This window comes from Massilia sp. METH4 (assembly GCF_037094685.1).
GTDB lineage: Bacteria > Pseudomonadota > Gammaproteobacteria > Burkholderiales > Burkholderiaceae_D > Rugamonas.
Genome location: NZ_CP146614.1, coordinates 510610 through 527898, shown reverse-complemented (window position 1 = coordinate 527898; position 17289 = coordinate 510610). Strand labels below are relative to the sequence as shown.

At 65.1% G+C, this 17289-nt stretch carries 15 protein-coding genes; 9 read left to right on the top strand and 6 right to left on the bottom strand.

The features are described 5' to 3' along the window. The first annotated feature begins 114 nt into the window (after positions 1 to 114). On the top strand, positions 115 to 1002 hold the full coding sequence (locus tag V6Z91_RS02435; protein ID WP_338766246.1) for a hypothetical protein: 888 nt from the start codon (positions 115 to 117) through the stop codon (positions 1000 to 1002). A gap of 145 nt (positions 1003 to 1147) precedes the next feature. Next, a complete protein-coding gene (locus tag V6Z91_RS02430; RefSeq protein WP_338766243.1) occupies positions 1148 to 1840 on the top strand; it encodes a hypothetical protein in 693 nt (230 codons plus the stop codon). Positions 1841 to 1863: 23 nt separating this feature from the next. Here the strand turns inward: V6Z91_RS02430 and V6Z91_RS02425 are convergent, their stop codons facing one another. The 4 genes from V6Z91_RS02425 to V6Z91_RS02410 form a co-directional block, all read right to left on the bottom strand. Continuing rightward, on the bottom strand, positions 1864 to 3099 hold the full coding sequence (locus V6Z91_RS02425; RefSeq protein ID WP_338772149.1) for an MFS transporter: 1236 nt from the start codon (positions 3097 to 3099) through the stop codon (positions 1864 to 1866). A 195-nt stretch (positions 3100 to 3294) separates the two neighbouring features. Further along, the gene (locus V6Z91_RS02420; protein WP_338766240.1) at positions 3295 to 4617 is read right to left on the bottom strand and encodes a GH1 family beta-glucosidase; all 1323 of its coding nucleotides are present in this window, start codon (positions 4615 to 4617) and stop codon (positions 3295 to 3297) included. A gap of 199 nt (positions 4618 to 4816) precedes the next feature. Then, positions 4817 to 4996 (bottom strand): hypothetical protein, encoded by a 180-nt coding sequence (locus V6Z91_RS02415; protein ID WP_338766237.1) that lies wholly within the window; start codon positions 4994 to 4996, stop codon positions 4817 to 4819. Positions 4997 to 5123: 127 nt separating this feature from the next. Continuing rightward, entirely contained in the window at positions 5124 to 5684 is a 561-nt protein-coding gene (locus tag V6Z91_RS02410) for a TetR/AcrR family transcriptional regulator (protein WP_338766234.1), read from the bottom strand. 259 nt (positions 5685 to 5943) lie between these two features. Between V6Z91_RS02410 and V6Z91_RS02405 the strand changes: the two genes are divergently transcribed. The 3 genes from V6Z91_RS02405 to V6Z91_RS02395 are packed head-to-tail and all read left to right on the top strand — an operon-like array spanning position 5944 to position 10142. After that, the gene (locus V6Z91_RS02405) at positions 5944 to 7053 is read left to right on the top strand and encodes an HlyD family secretion protein (protein ID WP_338766231.1); all 1110 of its coding nucleotides are present in this window, start codon (positions 5944 to 5946) and stop codon (positions 7051 to 7053) included. Between the two features lie 28 nt (positions 7054 to 7081). Beyond that, positions 7082 to 8674, top strand: coding sequence for a DHA2 family efflux MFS transporter permease subunit (locus V6Z91_RS02400; protein ID WP_338772148.1), 1593 nt, complete (start codon positions 7082 to 7084; stop codon positions 8672 to 8674). 16 nt (positions 8675 to 8690) lie between these two features. Further along, positions 8691 to 10142 (top strand): efflux transporter outer membrane subunit, encoded by a 1452-nt coding sequence (locus V6Z91_RS02395; protein ID WP_338766228.1) that lies wholly within the window; start codon positions 8691 to 8693, stop codon positions 10140 to 10142. 21 nt (positions 10143 to 10163) lie between these two features. Here V6Z91_RS02395 and V6Z91_RS02390 read toward each other — a convergent pair whose 3' ends face one another. Continuing rightward, the gene (locus tag V6Z91_RS02390; RefSeq protein ID WP_338766225.1) at positions 10164 to 11078 is read right to left on the bottom strand and encodes a LysR family transcriptional regulator; all 915 of its coding nucleotides are present in this window, start codon (positions 11076 to 11078) and stop codon (positions 10164 to 10166) included. Between the two features lie 97 nt (positions 11079 to 11175). Between V6Z91_RS02390 and V6Z91_RS02385 the strand changes: the two genes are divergently transcribed. Beyond that, positions 11176 to 11811, top strand: a complete 636-nt coding sequence (locus tag V6Z91_RS02385; protein WP_338766223.1) for an NAD(P)H-dependent oxidoreductase — start codon at positions 11176 to 11178, stop codon at positions 11809 to 11811. Between the two features lie 59 nt (positions 11812 to 11870). On the opposite strand, the gene V6Z91_RS02380 is transcribed toward V6Z91_RS02385, so the two are convergent. After that, entirely contained in the window at positions 11871 to 12779 is a 909-nt protein-coding gene (locus V6Z91_RS02380) for a LysR family transcriptional regulator (protein ID WP_338766221.1), read from the bottom strand. Positions 12780 to 12875: 96 nt separating this feature from the next. Here V6Z91_RS02380 and V6Z91_RS02375 point away from each other — a divergent pair, with 96 nt between their 5' ends. The 3 genes from V6Z91_RS02375 to V6Z91_RS02365 all read left to right on the top strand — a co-directional run bounded on the left by V6Z91_RS02375 (position 12876) and on the right by V6Z91_RS02365 (position 17287). Next, positions 12876 to 13475 (top strand): short chain dehydrogenase, encoded by a 600-nt coding sequence (locus V6Z91_RS02375; RefSeq protein ID WP_338766218.1) that lies wholly within the window; start codon positions 12876 to 12878, stop codon positions 13473 to 13475. Positions 13476 to 13700: 225 nt separating this feature from the next. Further along, positions 13701 to 15404, top strand: a complete 1704-nt coding sequence (locus tag V6Z91_RS02370) for a hypothetical protein (protein ID WP_338766216.1) — start codon at positions 13701 to 13703, stop codon at positions 15402 to 15404. 158 nt (positions 15405 to 15562) lie between these two features. Continuing rightward, on the top strand, positions 15563 to 17287 hold the full coding sequence (locus V6Z91_RS02365; RefSeq protein ID WP_338766214.1) for a methyl-accepting chemotaxis protein: 1725 nt from the start codon (positions 15563 to 15565) through the stop codon (positions 17285 to 17287). Positions 17288 to 17289 lie beyond the last annotated feature (2 nt).

The following is a 17289-nucleotide window of genomic DNA, read 5'->3' as shown; positions in this document are numbered from 1 at the left end:
ACCGCGCCTGCCTGTCCACCGAGGGTAAATCCACAGAGAAGGTCTTCAAACCATTTAATTTTTCTGCGCGCACGCGACAAGGTGGACGTCTAGTGCCATGCGCGGGAGAATACAATGAGCAAGACCCCTCTGACCCTGCTCGAGCGCAAGCTCCGTGAACAAGCCAAGAAGCTAGTGCGCGGTGGCGATGACTCCTGCTATATGCAAGTGTTGGATCGCCTGGCGAAGGAAAATCGCTTCCTCGGCAGTGATCAGCTTCGACGAATGGCGCAAGCTGAGCGCTGCGCATATTCCCTTGGCGGTGCCCAAATGCTGCCATGTCTTCCTGCCAGTGGCTGCGTTTACCGCATTAAGATCGGACAAAGTGTCTGGTCTCTCCATGTTTCGACCTCAGGTCCCCAGCTTTGGCTCGAGGACCGTCCTCCTGCATTTTTTTCGGACCGCTCGAATCGTTCTGATCTTGGATTGTTCCAGGTGCTTCTAAAAGCGAGTGAGATGTCTCGATATCAGGCCGGTTTTCCGGCGCACGGTTGGGTTGTGACACGTTATGGCTCTTATCGTCAACAAACCGCTGAGTTCTTTTCGGACGATGACGCAAGGTCGCTTTCCTACCACTTTGGAATCCCGATCGGGGGGAGCTTTCGCTACGGTGAACAACGTGAATTCTCCGAGCTATGTTTCCTTAAGAGCCCTGCATTTGCAGCACTCAGGGCCGCGATTCGAAGCGGCGCAGTTGCCCTGCCAGATCAGACACAATGGTCCTGTGGCCTTAGTCCTTTATGGGAACATCTGATCGCCATGGCGGACCACGATTTCCGGGATGTTGAACGCATGGCGGACTGGTACTTCAAGCATGCGTCCTATGAGCAAATCAGGAATATTGGTCAGGTCGCGCATTGGGGGCAAGTAACTGAATCGCAGCAAGGCTGGAACGGATCGTCTACCCCATTTGTCGAGTATTTCCGCACAGCTGTGCGGCAGCGCCGGGCGCCGAAAAATTAACTGCGGCCTGAGGCGCATTGAAGCGCGTGTGTACCGGCGCGCTTCTCCCACCTAAGGGGCGGCATTCGTGCGTTGCGGTGGCGGAGCAAGGGGTAACATGAGGCGCTCTACGTCTCCGCATGCTTTTCCATCCTGAAAGGCTCGCATGAACACGCGCTTCCTTGCAATACTGCTTGCCGGCCTTGTGCCGGTCCTTGCCTCGTTCGCCAACGATGCCGCCGCCCAGGCGTCCGTCGAGCAATCCCGGCAGTCAAGCCGCGCGCTGGTCACCAACCAGCCTTACAGTGCCATCCAGACAGTGACGGTGCGCCGCCTGCTGGAGGATGGCGACGAGTTCACTCGGCAGACCGTGACAAGGCTGTACCGCGACAGCGCGGGCAGGACGCGCCGCGACACACTCGACAGCGACGGTGAGCTCGATCACTCCATCATCAGCGGTGCCGACGGCGTACGCATCTTCCTCGATCATCGGAACGAACTGGCGCAGGAGCGCGAGGCGCGGCCCCAGCCGCTCATGCAGGACAACCTGACGCCAGCCTCGGCAGGCAAGGCGCCGACTGTGGTGGAGCAACTGGGCCAGCGCGACATCGAAGGCGTGGCGGCGACCGGCCGCATCGCCCGCACGCAGGTCGGCAGGGAAGGCGAGGACATCGAGGTGACCAACGAAACCTGGTACTCGGAAGAGATGGGGATGGCGCTGTACCGCAAGCACAGCGACCCGCGCTACGGCGACTCGATCATCGAAATATCGGACCTCGACCGCAGCGAACCCGACCCCGCCCTGTTCGAGGCGCCGGAAGATTACAAGCTGCTGACCTCGCACTTCCGCCGGAACTGACCGGCGCTCGCGCGAAGGAGACCTCAGCCCTCCTTGTGATGAAACGGCGCAAACCAGGTCACGAGGAACGACGGTATCGTGGCCGCCATCACGAACCAGAAATAATCCACATAGCCCAGCCATTGCTGCAGGTGGCCGGACACGGCGCCCGTGACCATCATGCACAGTCCCATCAGGCCGGTGCCGAACGCGTAATGGGTGGTGCTGTACTTGCCCGGCGCCAGCTGCTGCATCAGGTAGATCATGAAGCCCACCGAACCGAAGCCGTAAAAGAACTTCTCGATCGCCACGCCGGCGCTGATCGCCACCAGGTTGGTCGGCTGGTACATCGCCATCAAGAGGAAGGTCACGTTCGGGATATTGACGGCGCAGCACAGCAGGAACAGCGTGGGCTTCAGGCCGCGCCTGGCGACGAAGAAGCCGCCCAGCAGCGAGCCGACCAGCACCGCCACCAGCCCGTAGGTGCCGTACACGATGCCCAGTAGTTCATTGGACAGTCCCAGGCCGCCCTTGGCCACCGGGTCCACCATGAAGAACGGACCGATCTTTTCCAGCAGGCCGATCGACAGGCGGAACAGGAAGGCGAAGCCCACCATCAGCCACACGTCGCGTTTCTGGAAGAAGGTGACGAACGAGTCCCACAGGATATGCAGCGCCTGCCCGACGGAGGTGGGGGCGTTTTCCGCCTTCGAGCCTTCGGGCATCGTGCGCACGTGCCAGACGGCCATCACGATCGTGATGGCGGCCACGATGAAGAACACGATGCGCCAGCTGTCGATCCACGCCTCGCCGAACACCTTGGGGTCGTGGCCGAACACATTGGTGTGCAGCCAGCCGGACAGGTACACCATGCCGCCCGAAGCGACGATCGGCCCGATATTCCACGACAGGCTCTGGATACCGCAGTACAGCGACTGCGTGCGCGTATCGAGCGCCGTCACGTACACGCCGTCCGAGGCGATGTCCTGCGTGGCGCCGATGAACGACAGCACGATGAACAGGGCGATCATGATCGCCATGTAGCCGGGCAGCGACATCGCCAGCGCCACCAGGCCGAAGCCCACGCCGATCGTCAGCTGGGCGCACAGCACGAAGAACTTCTTGGTGCGGTACATTTCCACGAACGGGGCGAACAGCGGCTTGATCGTGTAGGCCAGGATCAGGTAGCTGGCATATTCGGCCGCCTTGCCGTTGTCCATGCCCAGATTCTTGAACATGATCGCGGTCACGCTGGTGAGCATCACGTAGGCCAGCGCCATCGTGAAGTAACCGGTCGGCACCCACAGCAGCGGGCTGGCCGTGCGCGCCGGTGCGGCGGTGCCGGCCGCGGGAACGGTGCCGGGCGTGGCGGCTTTCGTGTTCATGTCGTCTCCTGTCTTGGTCGTCACGATCGTGTTCATGATTGCGGCGGCTATGCTGCCGCCGTCAGGTGATGATAGCGCGAACAAACGTCCTTATCGGCGCTGCATGTCGATGAATTCGCGATACCACAGCGCGCTGTCCTTCGGGGTGCGCTTCTGCGTCGCGTAATCGACGTGGATGATGCCGAAGCGCTTGGCGTAACCGGAGTTCCACTCGAAGTTGTCGAGGAGGCTCCAGAGGAAGTAGCCGCGCACGTCCACGCCCTGGTCCATCGCCGCCTTCAGCGCGGCGAGGTGGCGCTCCACGAAGTCGATGCGCTTCGCGTCCGGTACGCGGCCGTCGACCACCTGGTGGTCGGGATTGGCCATGCCGTTTTCCGTGATGTAGATCGGCGGCAGGTCGTACTCGCCCTTCAGCTTCACCAGCAGCTCGGTCAGGCCCTGCGGGTAGATTTCCCAGCCCATGTCGGTGGTGCCCAGGGCGGCCGGCGCCTGGCGCGGCGGCGTTTCCGCGCTGGCGTAGGAGCGGAAGTAATAGTTCACGCCGAGGAAGTCGATCGGCTGGCGGATGATCTCGAGATCGCCTTCCTGCACTTCCGGTGCGTTGGCGCCATGGCCGCGCAGCGCGTACGCGGGGTAGTGGCCCTTGAAGATCGGGTCCATGAACCATTGCACCGAGCGCGCGTATTCCCATTCGGCCAGGTCGCGGTCGGCCTGGCTGTCGGTCGCCGGATCGGCGGTCCACTGGTTCAGCACGATGCCCAGTTGGGCGGAAGCGCCCACGGCGCGCATCGATTTCATTGCCAGGCCGTGCGACAGCAGCAGGTGGTGCGATACCTGCACGGATTGCTTTGCGTCCGCCACGCCCGGCGCGAACTGGGCGTTACCATAGCCCAGGTTCGCCGTGCACCACGGCTCATTGTGCGTTGCAATCGTTTTCACGCGATTGCCGAACCGGCGCGCCACTTCCGCCGCGTACTCGGCGAAGCGGTAGGCGGTTTCCCGGTTCAGCCAGCCGCCTTCGTCCTGCAAGCCCTGCGGCAGGTCCCAGTGGTACAGGGTCACGTGGGCCGCAATGTTCTTTTTGTCCAGCTCGTCCAACAAGCGTTCGTAGAACGCGAAGCCGGCCTCGTTCCAGGCACCCTTACCGGCCGGCTGCACGCGCGCCCATGCCATTGAGAAGCGGTAGGCGTCCACGTGCAGGTCCGCCATCAGTCCCACGTCTTCCGCGTAGCGGTGGTAATGATCGCAGGCGACGTCGCCGTTGGTGCCGTCGATCACCTTGCCTGGGGTGTGGCTGAACGTATCCCAGATGGACGGCCCCTTGCCATCGGCGGTCGCGGCGCCCTCGATCTGGAACGCGCTGGTGGCCACGCCCCAGGTGAACGAAGGCGGAAATTGCAGTTTGTCGGTCATTGTCTTAATCGGCTTGGAAGAGGTGGGAGCAGAAAGCATGAAAACGATTTCATGCACCGCTGGACATTAGACCGCAAGGAGATTTGGGTGTCAATTACAAAAAAGCTGCTCATGAACACGTTTTTCACCAATAAAAAAACCGGGGCAGTTTCCTGCCCCGGTCGGGTGTTTCACTGGCGGCCTGGCGGCCCCGCGTCGTTCAGCTCGCGATGAAGCGCGGCGGAATTTCCATGCCGGCACTGGCGGCTGCAGCGTAGGCGCGCAGCTCGTCGATGGCCAATTCGAGTTGTTCCTGGCTGGGATTGGCTTGGAAACCGCGGATGCGTTCATTCAGCGCGGCGACTTTCTGCGTCCATTCCAGCCTGTCGATCTTGCTCATACAGCCTCCCTGCAAATTATGTTCTTGAGGAATCTTCAGGAAACAGTATCCCTCAGCGATGGCACGGTCTCCGTGCGCCAGCGCACAGTGCGCCGGTCACTAAGGATGAGTTAGCATTGCCTTCCTGTCAAGCCTTCGCACCGTTGAGGAACAGGTCGACCCGCTGCTCGACCAGCAGGGCGTCGGCAGGGGCCGGCGCGTGGCAGGCGAACAGGAAACGCTTGAGCAAATCTCCCATCAGGCAGTTCAACAGGTGCACGGCCAGCTGGTCGGCAGGAATGTCGCGCAACTGGGTGCGCACGTCGGGCCGGGAAAAATAGCGCTGCAGGGCCTGCCGCGTCTGCTGGGGGCCAGATTCGAAGAAGGCTTCGGCCAGCTCGGGATCGTGGTGCGCCTCGGCGATCACCATGCCGTGCAGCTTGACGGCCACGCCGGACGACATCAGCTCATGCATCCGCAGGCCGAAATCGATGAGCACTTCGCGGATCGGGCGCTGGTTCGTCTCCAGGTCTTCCATCGTTTCGAAGTAGACGGCGCGGCCCGACTTGAGGATCTCGCGGAACAGGCCGCTCTTGCCGCCGAACTTCACATAGATCGTGCGCACGGCCACGCGGGCCCGGCGGGCGATCATGTCCAGGCTCACCTTCGAATAGCCTTTTTCCAGGAACAGCTCGGCGGCGGCGCTCATCAGCTCCTGGGTACGCGCCTCCGTCTCGCTGGCACGTGGGCGCCCGGCGCCGCGGTTGGCGAGAGGGCAGGGGGAATCAGCAGTAATTTGCTCGTCAGACATTGGGCGGGACATGATCAAGGCGGCAACTACGCCAGAGGCTAACAGATGGCAGCACTTTATTCCACCTAGAAATGAAATGCAACCGTTTCATTTCTTGACACCGAGATTGCTTTGAAGAATAATGCGCAGACTTCCTTTCATTTCTCGGAGCGTTTCCATGTCTAACCAGGCAGAACAAAAAGTGCTCGGCGCCGCGCCGCAAGCGGCCGCGCCGGCGAAGAAGCCGAATCCGCGCGTGCTGATCGTGGCCGGCCTGATCGCCGCGGCAGCCATCGGCGCGGGCGGCCGCATGTGGTACCGCAGCGCGCATTTCGTGGAAACGGAAAACGCGTACGTGGCCGGCCACGTGCATCCCGTGTCCGCGCGCATCGCCGGTACCGTCACCAGGGTGCTGATCGACGATAACCAGTATGTGAAGGCGGGCGCCGTGATCGCCGAGCTGGATCCTTCCGACCAGCGCGTGAAGGTCGAGCAGATCCGCGCCCAGATCGCCAGCGCCGAGACGCAGGTGCTGCAGGCCGACGCCGAGGTGGCGCAGGTGAATGCGCAGGCGAGCGCCGCCGCCGCGCAAGTGAAGCAGGCCGAGGCGCTGCTGGTGCGCGCGAAGCAGGACGCGGAGCGTTATGGCCAGCTGTTCACGAGCCAGATGAAGGCCGTGTCGAAGGCCGAGGTGGATGCGGCCAACGCCGCCCGTGCCAGCGCCGTCGCCGACGTGGCCGCGCGCAAGGATAGTGCCACCGCCGCCAAGGCGCAGATCGCCGCCGCCGCGTCCGCGCGCGACGTGCTGAAGGCGCAGATCGACGTGCTCAAGGCGCAGCTGAAGGAAGCCGAGCAGCAACTGTCGTACAACACCATCGTGGCGCCGGTGTCCGGCCGCGTGGGCAAGCGCAGCATCGAAGTGGGCCAGCGCGTCTCGCCGGGCCAGCAATTGGCGGCCCTGGTGCAGGACGATGTGTGGGTTACCGCCAACTTCAAGGAAACGCAGCTGGCCGACATGCATGTGGGCCAGCCGGTGCACATCAGCGTCGATGCGCTGCCGGGCAAGGAATTGACGGGCAAGGTGGACAGTTTCTCGCCCGCCTCGGGCAACCAGTTCGCCCTGCTGCCGGCCGATAACGCCACCGGCAACTTCACCAAGATCGTGCAACGCGTGCCCGTGAAGATCACGCTCAAGCCGGAAGACCAGAAGGCGCTGGCCGGCCGCCTCGTGCCCGGCATGTCCGTGATTGCCGAAGTGGCGATCGGCGAAACGGCGCAAGCTCACTGATCGCGGTGAACGTATGAGCACGCAGACTATGACCGGCAATCCCGCGGGCGCGCCAGCCATGGGCCAGGCGGCGGGTGCTGTCTCGGGCCGCACCTGGATCGCCGTGGCCGCCGGCATGCTGGGCGCGTTCATGGCGGTGCTGGATATCCAGATCACCAACTCCTCGCTGAAGGATATCCTCGGCTCGCTATCGGCCACGCAGGAAGAGGGTTCGTGGATCTCCACCGCCTACCTGGTGGCCGAGATCATCGTGATCCCGCTCACGGCCCTGCTGACGCGCGTGTTCTCGCTGCGCGGCTACATGATGGGTACCACCGGCCTGTTCCTCGTGTTCTCCACGCTGTGCGGCTTCGCCTGGAACCTGGAGAGCATGATCGCCTTCCGCATGGCGCAAGGCTTCACGGGGGGCGCGCTGATCCCGATGGCGATGACGCTGGTGATGACCAAGCTGCCGCCAGCCAAGCGCGCCGCGGGCATGGCCCTGTTTGGCCTGACCGCCACGCTGGCGCCGGCCATGGGCCCCACGCTGGGCGGCTACCTGTCCGAGCTGTACGGCTGGCCGTCGATCTTCTACATCAACTGGGTACCCGGCGTGCTGCTGATGGGCGGCATCGCCTATGGCCTGGACAAGGAAAAATGGCAGCTCGACAAGCTGTGGAATGCCGACTGGCTCGGTATCGCCTTCATGGCCGTGGGCCTGGGCTGCCTGACGATCTTCCTCGAGGAAGGCAACAGCAAGGACTGGTTCGATTCCGCCTTCATCGTCACCTTCGCCGCACTGGCGCTGGTGGGCCTGCTGGGCTGGGTCGTCACGAGCGCGATGCGCGAGCAGCCCTTCGTCAACCTCGGGCTGTATGGCCAACGCAACTTCCTGGTCGCCACTGCCCTGTCCGCGGTAATGGGCATGGGCCTGTACGGTTCCTCGTTCCTGCTGCCGCTGTACCTGGGCCAGATTGCCGGTTACTCGCCGATGCAGATCGGCGAAGTGATCATGTGGGTGGGCTTGCCGCAGCTGTTCATCATGCCCTTCGTGGCCAAGCTGTCGAGCAAGATCGACAACCGCATCCTGTGCTCGTTCGGCCTGCTGCTGTTCGGCGGCTCGTGTCTGATGAATGCGTACATGGACGCCACCACGGGCTACGACCAGCTGATGCTGTCGCAGATCATTCGCGCGCTGGGCCAGCCGTTCGTCATGCTCACGCTGTCGAATTTCGCCATGAACGGCATCGCGCCGAAGGACATGCCGTCGGCATCGAGCCTGTTCAACATGACGCGCAACCTGGGCGGCTCGATCGGCATCGCGCTGCTGGCCACCGCGCTGTCGACGCGCGAGCACTTCCATTCGGCGCGCCTGGGCGAATCGATCACCAGCTTCTCGCTGGCCACGCAGCAGCGGCTGGACCAGATGACGCAGGCGTTCATCGCCCAGGGCTTCGACCCGGCCAACGCGGCCGACAAGGCCTTGAAGGCCGTCGACGGCATCGTGCGGCGCGAAGCCTATGTGATGGCCTACAACGACGGTTTCTTCATCGTCGGCGCCATCCTGCTCTCCTGCATCGCCATCCTGTGGCTGTCGGATAAAGTGAAATCGCCTTCCGGCGCCGGTGGCGGCGGTCATTGAAAACAAAGGTAAGACCATGATCAAGCAAAGCATTACCGTGGCGGTCGCATCCGCCGTGCTGTTCCTCTCCGGCTGCGCCACCGTCGGTTCCGACTTCAAGGCGCCGGCCAACGTGGCCGACGCGGCCTTCCGGCACGCCCAGCCGGGCGCGGACAGTGCCGCGCGCCTGCCGCGGCAATGGTGGAGCGTGTTCGGCGACGAGACCTTGAACCGGCTGGAAGGGCAGGCGCTGGCCGACAGCCCGACCGTGAAGGCGGCCGCGCAGCGGCTGCTGCAGGCCGAGGCGCAGCTGGGCGTGACCCGCGCCAGCGAAAGGCCACAGCTGAACGTGAATGCCGGTGTGTCGAACTCGCGCACGTCCGCCAACACGTCGCAGGGCATCGCGCTGGGCCGCCGCGCCATCGACGGCAACAATTATTCGATCGGCTCCACGTTCTCGTACGAGCTGGACCTGCTCGGCCGCGTGCGGCGCGCCGTGGAAGCGGCCGACGCGCAGGCACTGGCCGCGCAGGCCGACCGCGACGGCGTGATGCTGCTGCTCACCTCGCAGGTGGCTACCACGTATTGGCAATTGCGCGGCCTGGACGCGGAAATCGCCATCCTGCGCGGCGCGCTGGACACGCGCCGCGAAACCGAGGAACTGGTCAACGCGCGTTTCGACGCCGGCCTGTCCAACGAGCTCGATACCTCGCGCGCCAAGATCGAACGGGCCAACGCGGAAGCCGACCTGGAAGAGGCGCAGCGCGAGCGCAACACACTGGAACACGGCCTGGCCGTGCTGCTGGGCGCTTCGCCGTCGTCGGCCGTGCTGTCGGCGGCGGACGCAAAGCTGCCGCCGCCGCCGGCGATTCCCGTCGGCCTGCCGGCGAGCCTGCTGGCGCAGCGGCCCGACCTGGCCGAGAGCGTGGCGAGCCTGAAGGCGGCCAACGCCAATATCGGCGTGGCCGAAGGCGCGCTGTACCCGTCGCTGAGCCTGACCGGCAACTTCGGTTTCGCTTCCGAGAGCTTGTCCGAGCTCGCGAAGGGCGGATCGCGCACGTTCAGCTTCGGCCCGCTGGCGCTGTCGCTGCCGGTCCTGGACGGCGGCCGCAACAAGGCCAACCTGGCGCTGGCGCAGGCCCGCTATGACGAGGCCGTGGCCAACCACCAGAACAAGCTGTTGACGGCCCTGCGCGAGGTGGAAGACGCGCTGTCCGATGTGCAGCAGCGGCAGCAGCAGGGCAAGGCCCAGGCAGTGTCGCGCGAAGCGGCGGCGCGCGCCTACCAGGTGGCGCGCGCCCGCTACGAGCGCGGCCTGTCGACTTACCTGGACGTGACGGATGCGCAGCGCAGCGCGCTGGCCGCCGACCGCGCCGCCGCGCAGATCGACACGCAACGCTTGCTGGCCGCGGTTTCGGTGGCGCGGGCGCTGGGTGCGGGCTGGCAGCCCGAAGGCAAGCTGGCGGACCTGGCGCAGGCGCCGAAGTAAGGGGGCAGGCGCGCAGTGACGCTACGTTGCGCTCCGGTCGACCAGCAGGTCGATCAGCGCGCGCGCCGGCGGCGAGAGCCCGCGGTGCGGCGCGTAGACGAGCGAAAAGGCGCGCTTGCGCCCGGCCAGGGCCGGCAGCACCTGCACCAGGCGGCCGGCCTCGAGTTCCCGGGCGGCCATCAGCTCCGCGCAGATCCCGATGCCGAGGCCCTGCGCGGCGAGCGAAACGACGCCCATCACATCGTCCGACACGGTGATGGCGGGCGCGGCGGGTTGCCAGTCGACGTCCTTGCCGTCGACCCGCAGCAGCCAGGGAATCACGCGGCCCGTGCTCGGGCGAACGAAGGCGATGCAGCGCTGGCGCTGCAAGTCGTCGAACGTTTCCAGCGGCCCCGCCTTGCGCACATAGTCGGGCGAGGCCACGAGGATCATCGGGCCATCCTCGAGCGTGCGGGCGACCAGGCTGCTGTCGGGCAGCGGCCCGGAGCGGATCGCCAGGTCGTATCCCTCGGCCGCCATGTCCACGTTGCGGTTGGTGATGTTCAGTTCGACCTGCACCTGCGGGTGGCGGCGGGCAAATTCGGCCAGCATGGGCGGCAGGCGGCAGTGGCCATAGCTGGTGGGAACGGAAAGGCGCACGCGGCCCGTCAGTTCGGCACGCGGCGTGCTGCCGCAAATCGCCTGCTCGGCTTTTTCCACCAGGGCGAAGGCCTGGCGCGCCTCGTCCACGTAAAGCCGACCTGCATCCGTGAGGCTCTGGCTGCGGGTCGTGCGCCGCAGCAGTTGCGTGCCCAGCCGCGCTTCCAGGCGGGCGATGGCGCGGCTCAGCACGGAAGGTGTCGTTGCCAATACCACGGCGGCATTGGTCAGCGAACCTTGCTCGACGACGCAAAGCAGGGCCTCCACATCGGCCAGGTGATCGAAACGGCGGGCCATTTTATCCTCTCAAGAACAAATACTTTGCTATTGCCCGAGTTTATCCGCCTCGCGGATATAAATACAATCAACTCATTCACTCATGAAGGAATCCACCATGGAATTACTGGACAAACTCCACTGGCGCTATGCCACCAAGAAGATGGACCCAAGCCGCGCCGTGCCGGCCGATAAAGTCGAGCGCATCATCGAAGCGGCCCGGCTGGCGCCCACGTCGAGCGGCTTGCAGCCGTATGAGATCCTGCTGGTGACGAACCAGGACATCAAGAAGCGCATCGCCGAAGTGGCGTGGAACCAGCAGCAGGTCGTCGACGGTTCGCACCTGCTGGTGTTTGCCGCCTGGGACGACTACACGGCCGAGCGCATCAACCACATGTTCGACCTGACCAACGACATCCGCGGCTTCAAGAACGAAGGGTGGGAAAACTATCGCCAGATGCTGCTGTCCACCTACCCGCAGCGCGGCGCGGAAGTGAACTTCAGCCACACGGCGCGGCAGGCCTTCCTTGGCCTGGGCGCGGCGCTGATCGCGGCCGCGTTCGAGGAAGTGGACAGCGTGCCGATGGAAGGCTTCGACCCGGCCGCCGTCGACGACATCCTCGGCCTGCGCGCGCGCGGCTTGAAGAGCGTGGCGCTGCTGCCGCTGGGCTACCGCGCCGATGAAGGCGACTGGCTGAAGGACCTTCCGAAAGTCCGCAGGCCGCGCGAGCAGTTCGTCACGGAAGTGGCCTGATTCCAACACCGGTGACAGGCTCCGGTTTTCGGGAAATGTTGCCGAAAAATCGGAGCCTGTCACCGGTTCCTGGGTACGGGCTCGTCTAAGGGGCCGAAGCGCTCCAGCAGGAAATCCACGAACGTCGTCTGCTTCGGCGTCGCCCGCCGGTCCCGCGAATACACGAGGTGCATCGGGCGGGGCGTGGGCAGCCAATCCTGCAGCAGCGGTACGAGCCGGCCGGCGGCGATGTCGTCGGCCAGGATCAGTTCCGCCTGCATCACGATGCCAAAGCCCGACAGCGCGGCCATCCGCAAGGCGGCCGTGCTGTTCGCGCGAAAGCGCCCTGGCCGCACCAGCCGGCCATCTTCCTCCCCCTTCAATTTCCACCTTGCCTGCGGCAGCCAGCCGGTGAATTCAAGGCATTGGTGTTCCTTCAAGTCCGCCGGCGTACGCGGCGTGCCGTGCCTTGCCAGGTACTCCGGCGCGGCGCAGATCGCCATCGCATATGGCCGCAGCGGCCGCGCCACCAGCGAGGAATCGGGCAGGGGCCCGATCCGCACGGCCAGATCGAAGCCTTCTTCCACCAGGTCCACCGTGCGGTCGTTCAGGCTCAGGTCCACCGTCACGTCCGGATGGCGTTCCAGGTAATCCGTGATCGCGGGGCTCAGCCACTGGGCGCCGAACGACACGGGCGCCGTCACCTTGATCAGGCCGCGCGGCGCGGCGCGCATGGCTTCGGCCACCGATTCCGCTTCGCCGATCTGCGCGAGGATGGCACGGCACTGCTCCGCATAGCGGCGGCCGATTTCCGTCAACGCCTGGCGGCGCGTGGTGCGCGCCAGCAGCGCCGCGCCGAGCATCTGCTCGAGCGCACGAATGTGTTTGCCGACCATCACGGCCGACATGCCGCAGCGCTGCGCCGCACCGGCGAAACTGCCGGCGTCCACGGCGGCGAGAAAGACTTCCATGCTGCGCAGCTTATCCATTGCTAACCTGTGGTTTGGAATATCCGTCATGCTAGCGCATTTATTCCTGTGGTGACGGAGACCATACTGGCTGCTCATTCAACAATGGGAGCGGATATGAAAATCATCGTCATCGGTGCGGCAGGCACCATCGGCAAGGCAATCGTGGAACGGCTGGGCCAGCGGCACGACATCATCACGGCGGGCCGTTCCAGCGGCCAGCAGCCGGTGGCCATCGAGGAGTACGCCAGCGTGCAGGCATTGTTCGCGCGCACCGGTCCCGTCGATGGCGTAGTGGTGGCGGCCGGTGGCCTGCACCTGGGGCCATTCGCCGACATGACGCCGGAGCAGTTCCGCGTGGGGCTGGACAGCAAGCTGATGGGGCAGGTGCACGTGGCGCTCGCCGCCCAGCACGCGCTCAACGACGGCGGCTCGATCACGCTGACTTCGGGCATCGACGCCTACCACGCGATCCGGCACGGCGCGAATGCGATGGCCGTCAACCTGGGACTCGAGGGCTTCGTCGCCGGCGCCGCGCTGGACCTGAAGCGGGGCGTGCGCGTCAACCTCGTCGCGCCCACCGTGCTGACCGAGTCGGTGCCCCTGTACGGCCACCTGTTCCCCGGCTTCGAATCCGCCGACGGCAAGCGCGTCGCCCTCGCATACGAGCGCAGCGTGGACGGGCCCGAAACCGGCAAGGTCTACCGCGTGTACTGACGGCCGAGCCCGTGTCTCGGCAGTATCGCGGTCGCGTCGTCATCCGTGTACGCAAGAAACCGGTGACAGGCTCCGATCAAAATGAAAGTTGCAGGAAAACCGGTGCCTGTCACCGGTTCGTACAGTTGAGCCTGTGTCACTCGGTGCCTGGCACCGCGAGACACGGGCTCAACAGTGGGCAGGGCAGGATTACAATGGCCTTTCTCTTATCACCAGGCGAAGTCCATGAAAAACCTCCTGCTCCCGATGGTGCTGGCCGTATCGGCGGCGACGGCGATGGCCGATCCAGCCGCTCCGGCCGGCGTGGCCGAATTGACGAAGATGACGCAGCGCTTCGAGCCCGTCGAACTGAAGGCCGACACGTCGATGCTGTCCGCCGGCGACCGCAAGGCGATCGCGAAACTGATCGAGGCGGCGCAGATCATCGATACCCTGCAACTGCGCCAGCGCTGGGTGCACAACGAGGCCGTGTGGGCGGCGCTGAAAAACGACACGTCTCCGCTCGGCAAGGCGCGCGCCGAGTACTTCTGGCTGAACAAGGGACCGTGGTCGAACCTGGATGGCAACGCCTCGTTCCTGCCCGCGCAGGTGGGCGGCATCGCCATCCCGCCAAAGAAGCCGGAAGGGGCGAACTTCTATCCGGCCGGCGCCACGAAGACGGCGCTGGAACAGTGGATGAACAGCCTGCCGGCCGCCGAGAAACAGCAGGCGCAGTGGTTCTTCACCACGATCCGCACCGGCAAGGATGGCAAGTTCAAGATCGTGAAGTACTCCGAGGAATACAAGCCGGAGCTCACCAAGCTGTCCGCCCTGCTGAAGGAAGCGGCGGCCGCCACCGACAATGCGTCGCTGAAAAAATTCCTCGCGCTGCGCGCCGAAGCCTTCCTCACCAACGACTACCTGCCGTCCGACTTCGCATGGATGGACCTCGATTCCGTGGTGGACGTGACGATCGGCCCCTACGAAACGTACAACGACGAGCTGTTCGGCTACAAGGCCGCGTTCGAAGCCTATGTGAGCATCCGCGACCAGGCCGAGACGGCAAAGCTGGACTTCTTCGCCAAGCACATGCAGGAGATCGAGGACAGCCTGCCGCTCGATCCGCAGTACCGCAATCCGAAGGTTGGGGCGGTGGCACCGATGGTCGTCGTCAACCAGGTATTCGGCGCCGGCGACGGCAACATGGGCGTGCAGACGGCCGCCTACAACCTGCCGAACGACGAGCGCATCATCAGCCAGCGCGGCTCCAAGCGCGTGATGCTGAAGAACGTGCAGGAAGCGAAATTCAAGGCCACGCTCACGCCGATCGCGAAGCTGGTGTTGCGCCCGCAGGACCGCAACGACCTCGACTTCAACTCCTTCTTCACGCACATTCTTGCGCACGAGATCACGCACGGCCTGGGGCCGCACAGCACGCAGGGCGGCAAGTCCACGCCGCGCCAGGACCTGAAGGATACCTACTCGACGATCGAGGAGGCGAAGGCCGATGTGACCGGCCTGTATGCCCTGGTGACGATGATGGAGAAGGGCCAGCTGAAAGACACGCTGGGGCAGGGCGAGGCCGCCGAGCGCAAACTGTACACCACGTTCCTCGCCTCGGCCTTCCGCACGCTGCACTTCGGCCTGTCCAGCTCGCATGCGCGCGGCATGGCGATCCAGGTGAACTACCTGCTGGACAAGGGCGGCTTCGTGGCCCATGCCGATGGCACCTTCTCCGTGGACTTCGGCAAGATCCGGCAAGCCATCACGGATCTCGACCGTGAATTCCTCACGATCGAGGCCACCGGCGACTATGCCCGCGCCAGGGACATGATGGCGAAGTACGTGGTGATCCGCCCCGAAGTCGGCCGCGCACTGGACCGCATGAAGGCGATTCCGAACGATATCCGCCCGTCGTTCCCGACGGCCAGGGCCCTGCTGGCCAGATAGCCGTGGTGGCGGGCGCGTGCCCGCCCGATGGCGCCTGTTGGCGCCTCCCCACAGCCGGTTTGCGCTGTCGCAAGCCGGCTTTACGCAAGGAAATTCCAGCCGCGCTCCGGTGATAACGTCATCGCGTTTCCTCCTCACAATTTCAACAGGAAAAGCGCATGAATATCACCAATATCGGCTCCCGCCTGGCGCTGGGGTTCGGCCTCGTCTTCCTCCTGCTCGTCGTCGTCACCGCGGTCGGCGTCCACCGCGTGGATTACATCGACACAGTCCTGACCCGGGTGTCGGACGTCAACAACGTCAAAGGGCGCCACGCCATCGATCTCCGTGGCAGCGTGCATGACCGCGCGATCGCCCTGCGCGACGCGGTGCTTGCCCAGGACGAGAAGCCGGCCATGGCGAAGATCGATGCCGACGCCGCGCTGTATGCGAAATCGGCCGCGCCGCTGGACGAGCTGCTGGGCGCCCGGGCCGACACCACGGCGGCCGAGCGCGAGGCGCTTGCCGCGATCAAGCAAGCCGAGGCGCGCACGCTGCCGCTGATCGCGAAGGTGATCGCCCTGCGCCAGGCCAACAGTTTGCCCGAGGCGGCGGGCGTGCTGCAGCAACAGGCGTCGCCCGCATTCGACGCCTGGCTGGCCGCCGTCAACCGCATGATCGACTTGCAGGAGAAGACGAGCGCCACGCAAGCCCACTCCGCCCGCGAAGTGGCGCATGGCTTCCTCGTGCTGATGGTGAGCCTTGCCGTCTGCGCCAGCGCGATCGGCGCGGCGGCCACCTGGCTGATCCACCGCGGCCTGCTCCGGCAGCTGGGGAGCGAGCTGAGCCACGCATCGGCTATCGTGGCCGCGATCGCGGCCGGCAACCTCGCGGTGGCGATCGATACCCGCCCGGACGACAAATCGAGCCTGCTGCATGCGCTGCGCGGCATGCGCGACAGCCTGGTCGACATCGTCAGCCAGGTGCGCCAGGGAACGCAGACGATCGCCACCAATTCGCGCGAGATCGCGGCCGGCAACCAGGACCTGTCGCAGCGCACCGAAGCCCAGGCCGGCAATATCGAGGAGACCGCCGCGTCGATGGAAGAGCTGACCGGCACCGTCAAGCAGAACTCCGATCATGCGCGGCAGGCGAACCAGCTGGCGCTGTCGGCCTCGGAAGTGGCGACCAAGGGCGGCGAGGTAGTGGCCGAGGTGGTCAAGACGATGGCCTCCATCGATGCCTCGTCGAAGAAGATCGTCGACATCATCGGCGTCATCGACAGCATCGCTTTCCAGACCAATATCCTGGCGCTGAACGCGGCCGTGGAAGCGGCGCGCGCCGGCGAGCAGGGCCGCGGCTTCGCCGTGGTCGCCACCGAGGTGCGCAACCTGGCCCAGCGCTCGGCCGGCGCGGCCCGCGAGATCAAGGCGCTGATCGATGATTCCGTCGAGCGCGTGGACGTGGGCGCCCGGCTGGTCGACCAGGCCGGCGCCACGATGGCCGAGATCGTGACGAGCGTGCGGCGCGTCACCGACATCATGGGCGAGATCTCCACCGCCAGCATCGAGCAGACGGCCGGCATCGAGCAGGTCAATTCGGCGGTGGCCGAGATGGACCAGGTGGTGCAGCGCAATGCCGCACTGGTGGAGCAGGCGGCCGCCGCGGCGTCGTCGCTGCAGGATGAGGCGGCGCACCTGTCGGACGTGGTATCGGTGTTCAGGCTGGCCGAGACCGGGGCCGCACCGGCGGCCCCGTGCCTGGCGACGCCGAAGGCGCAGCGGCCGGCCGTCACCCCGCCGAACCGGAAGCGTGCCGAGCCGCCCGCGGCGCGCCCTCGCGCGCCGGCAAGGAAAACCGTCAATGCCGCGGTACAGCCGGACGACGCCTGGGAAGAATTCTGAGC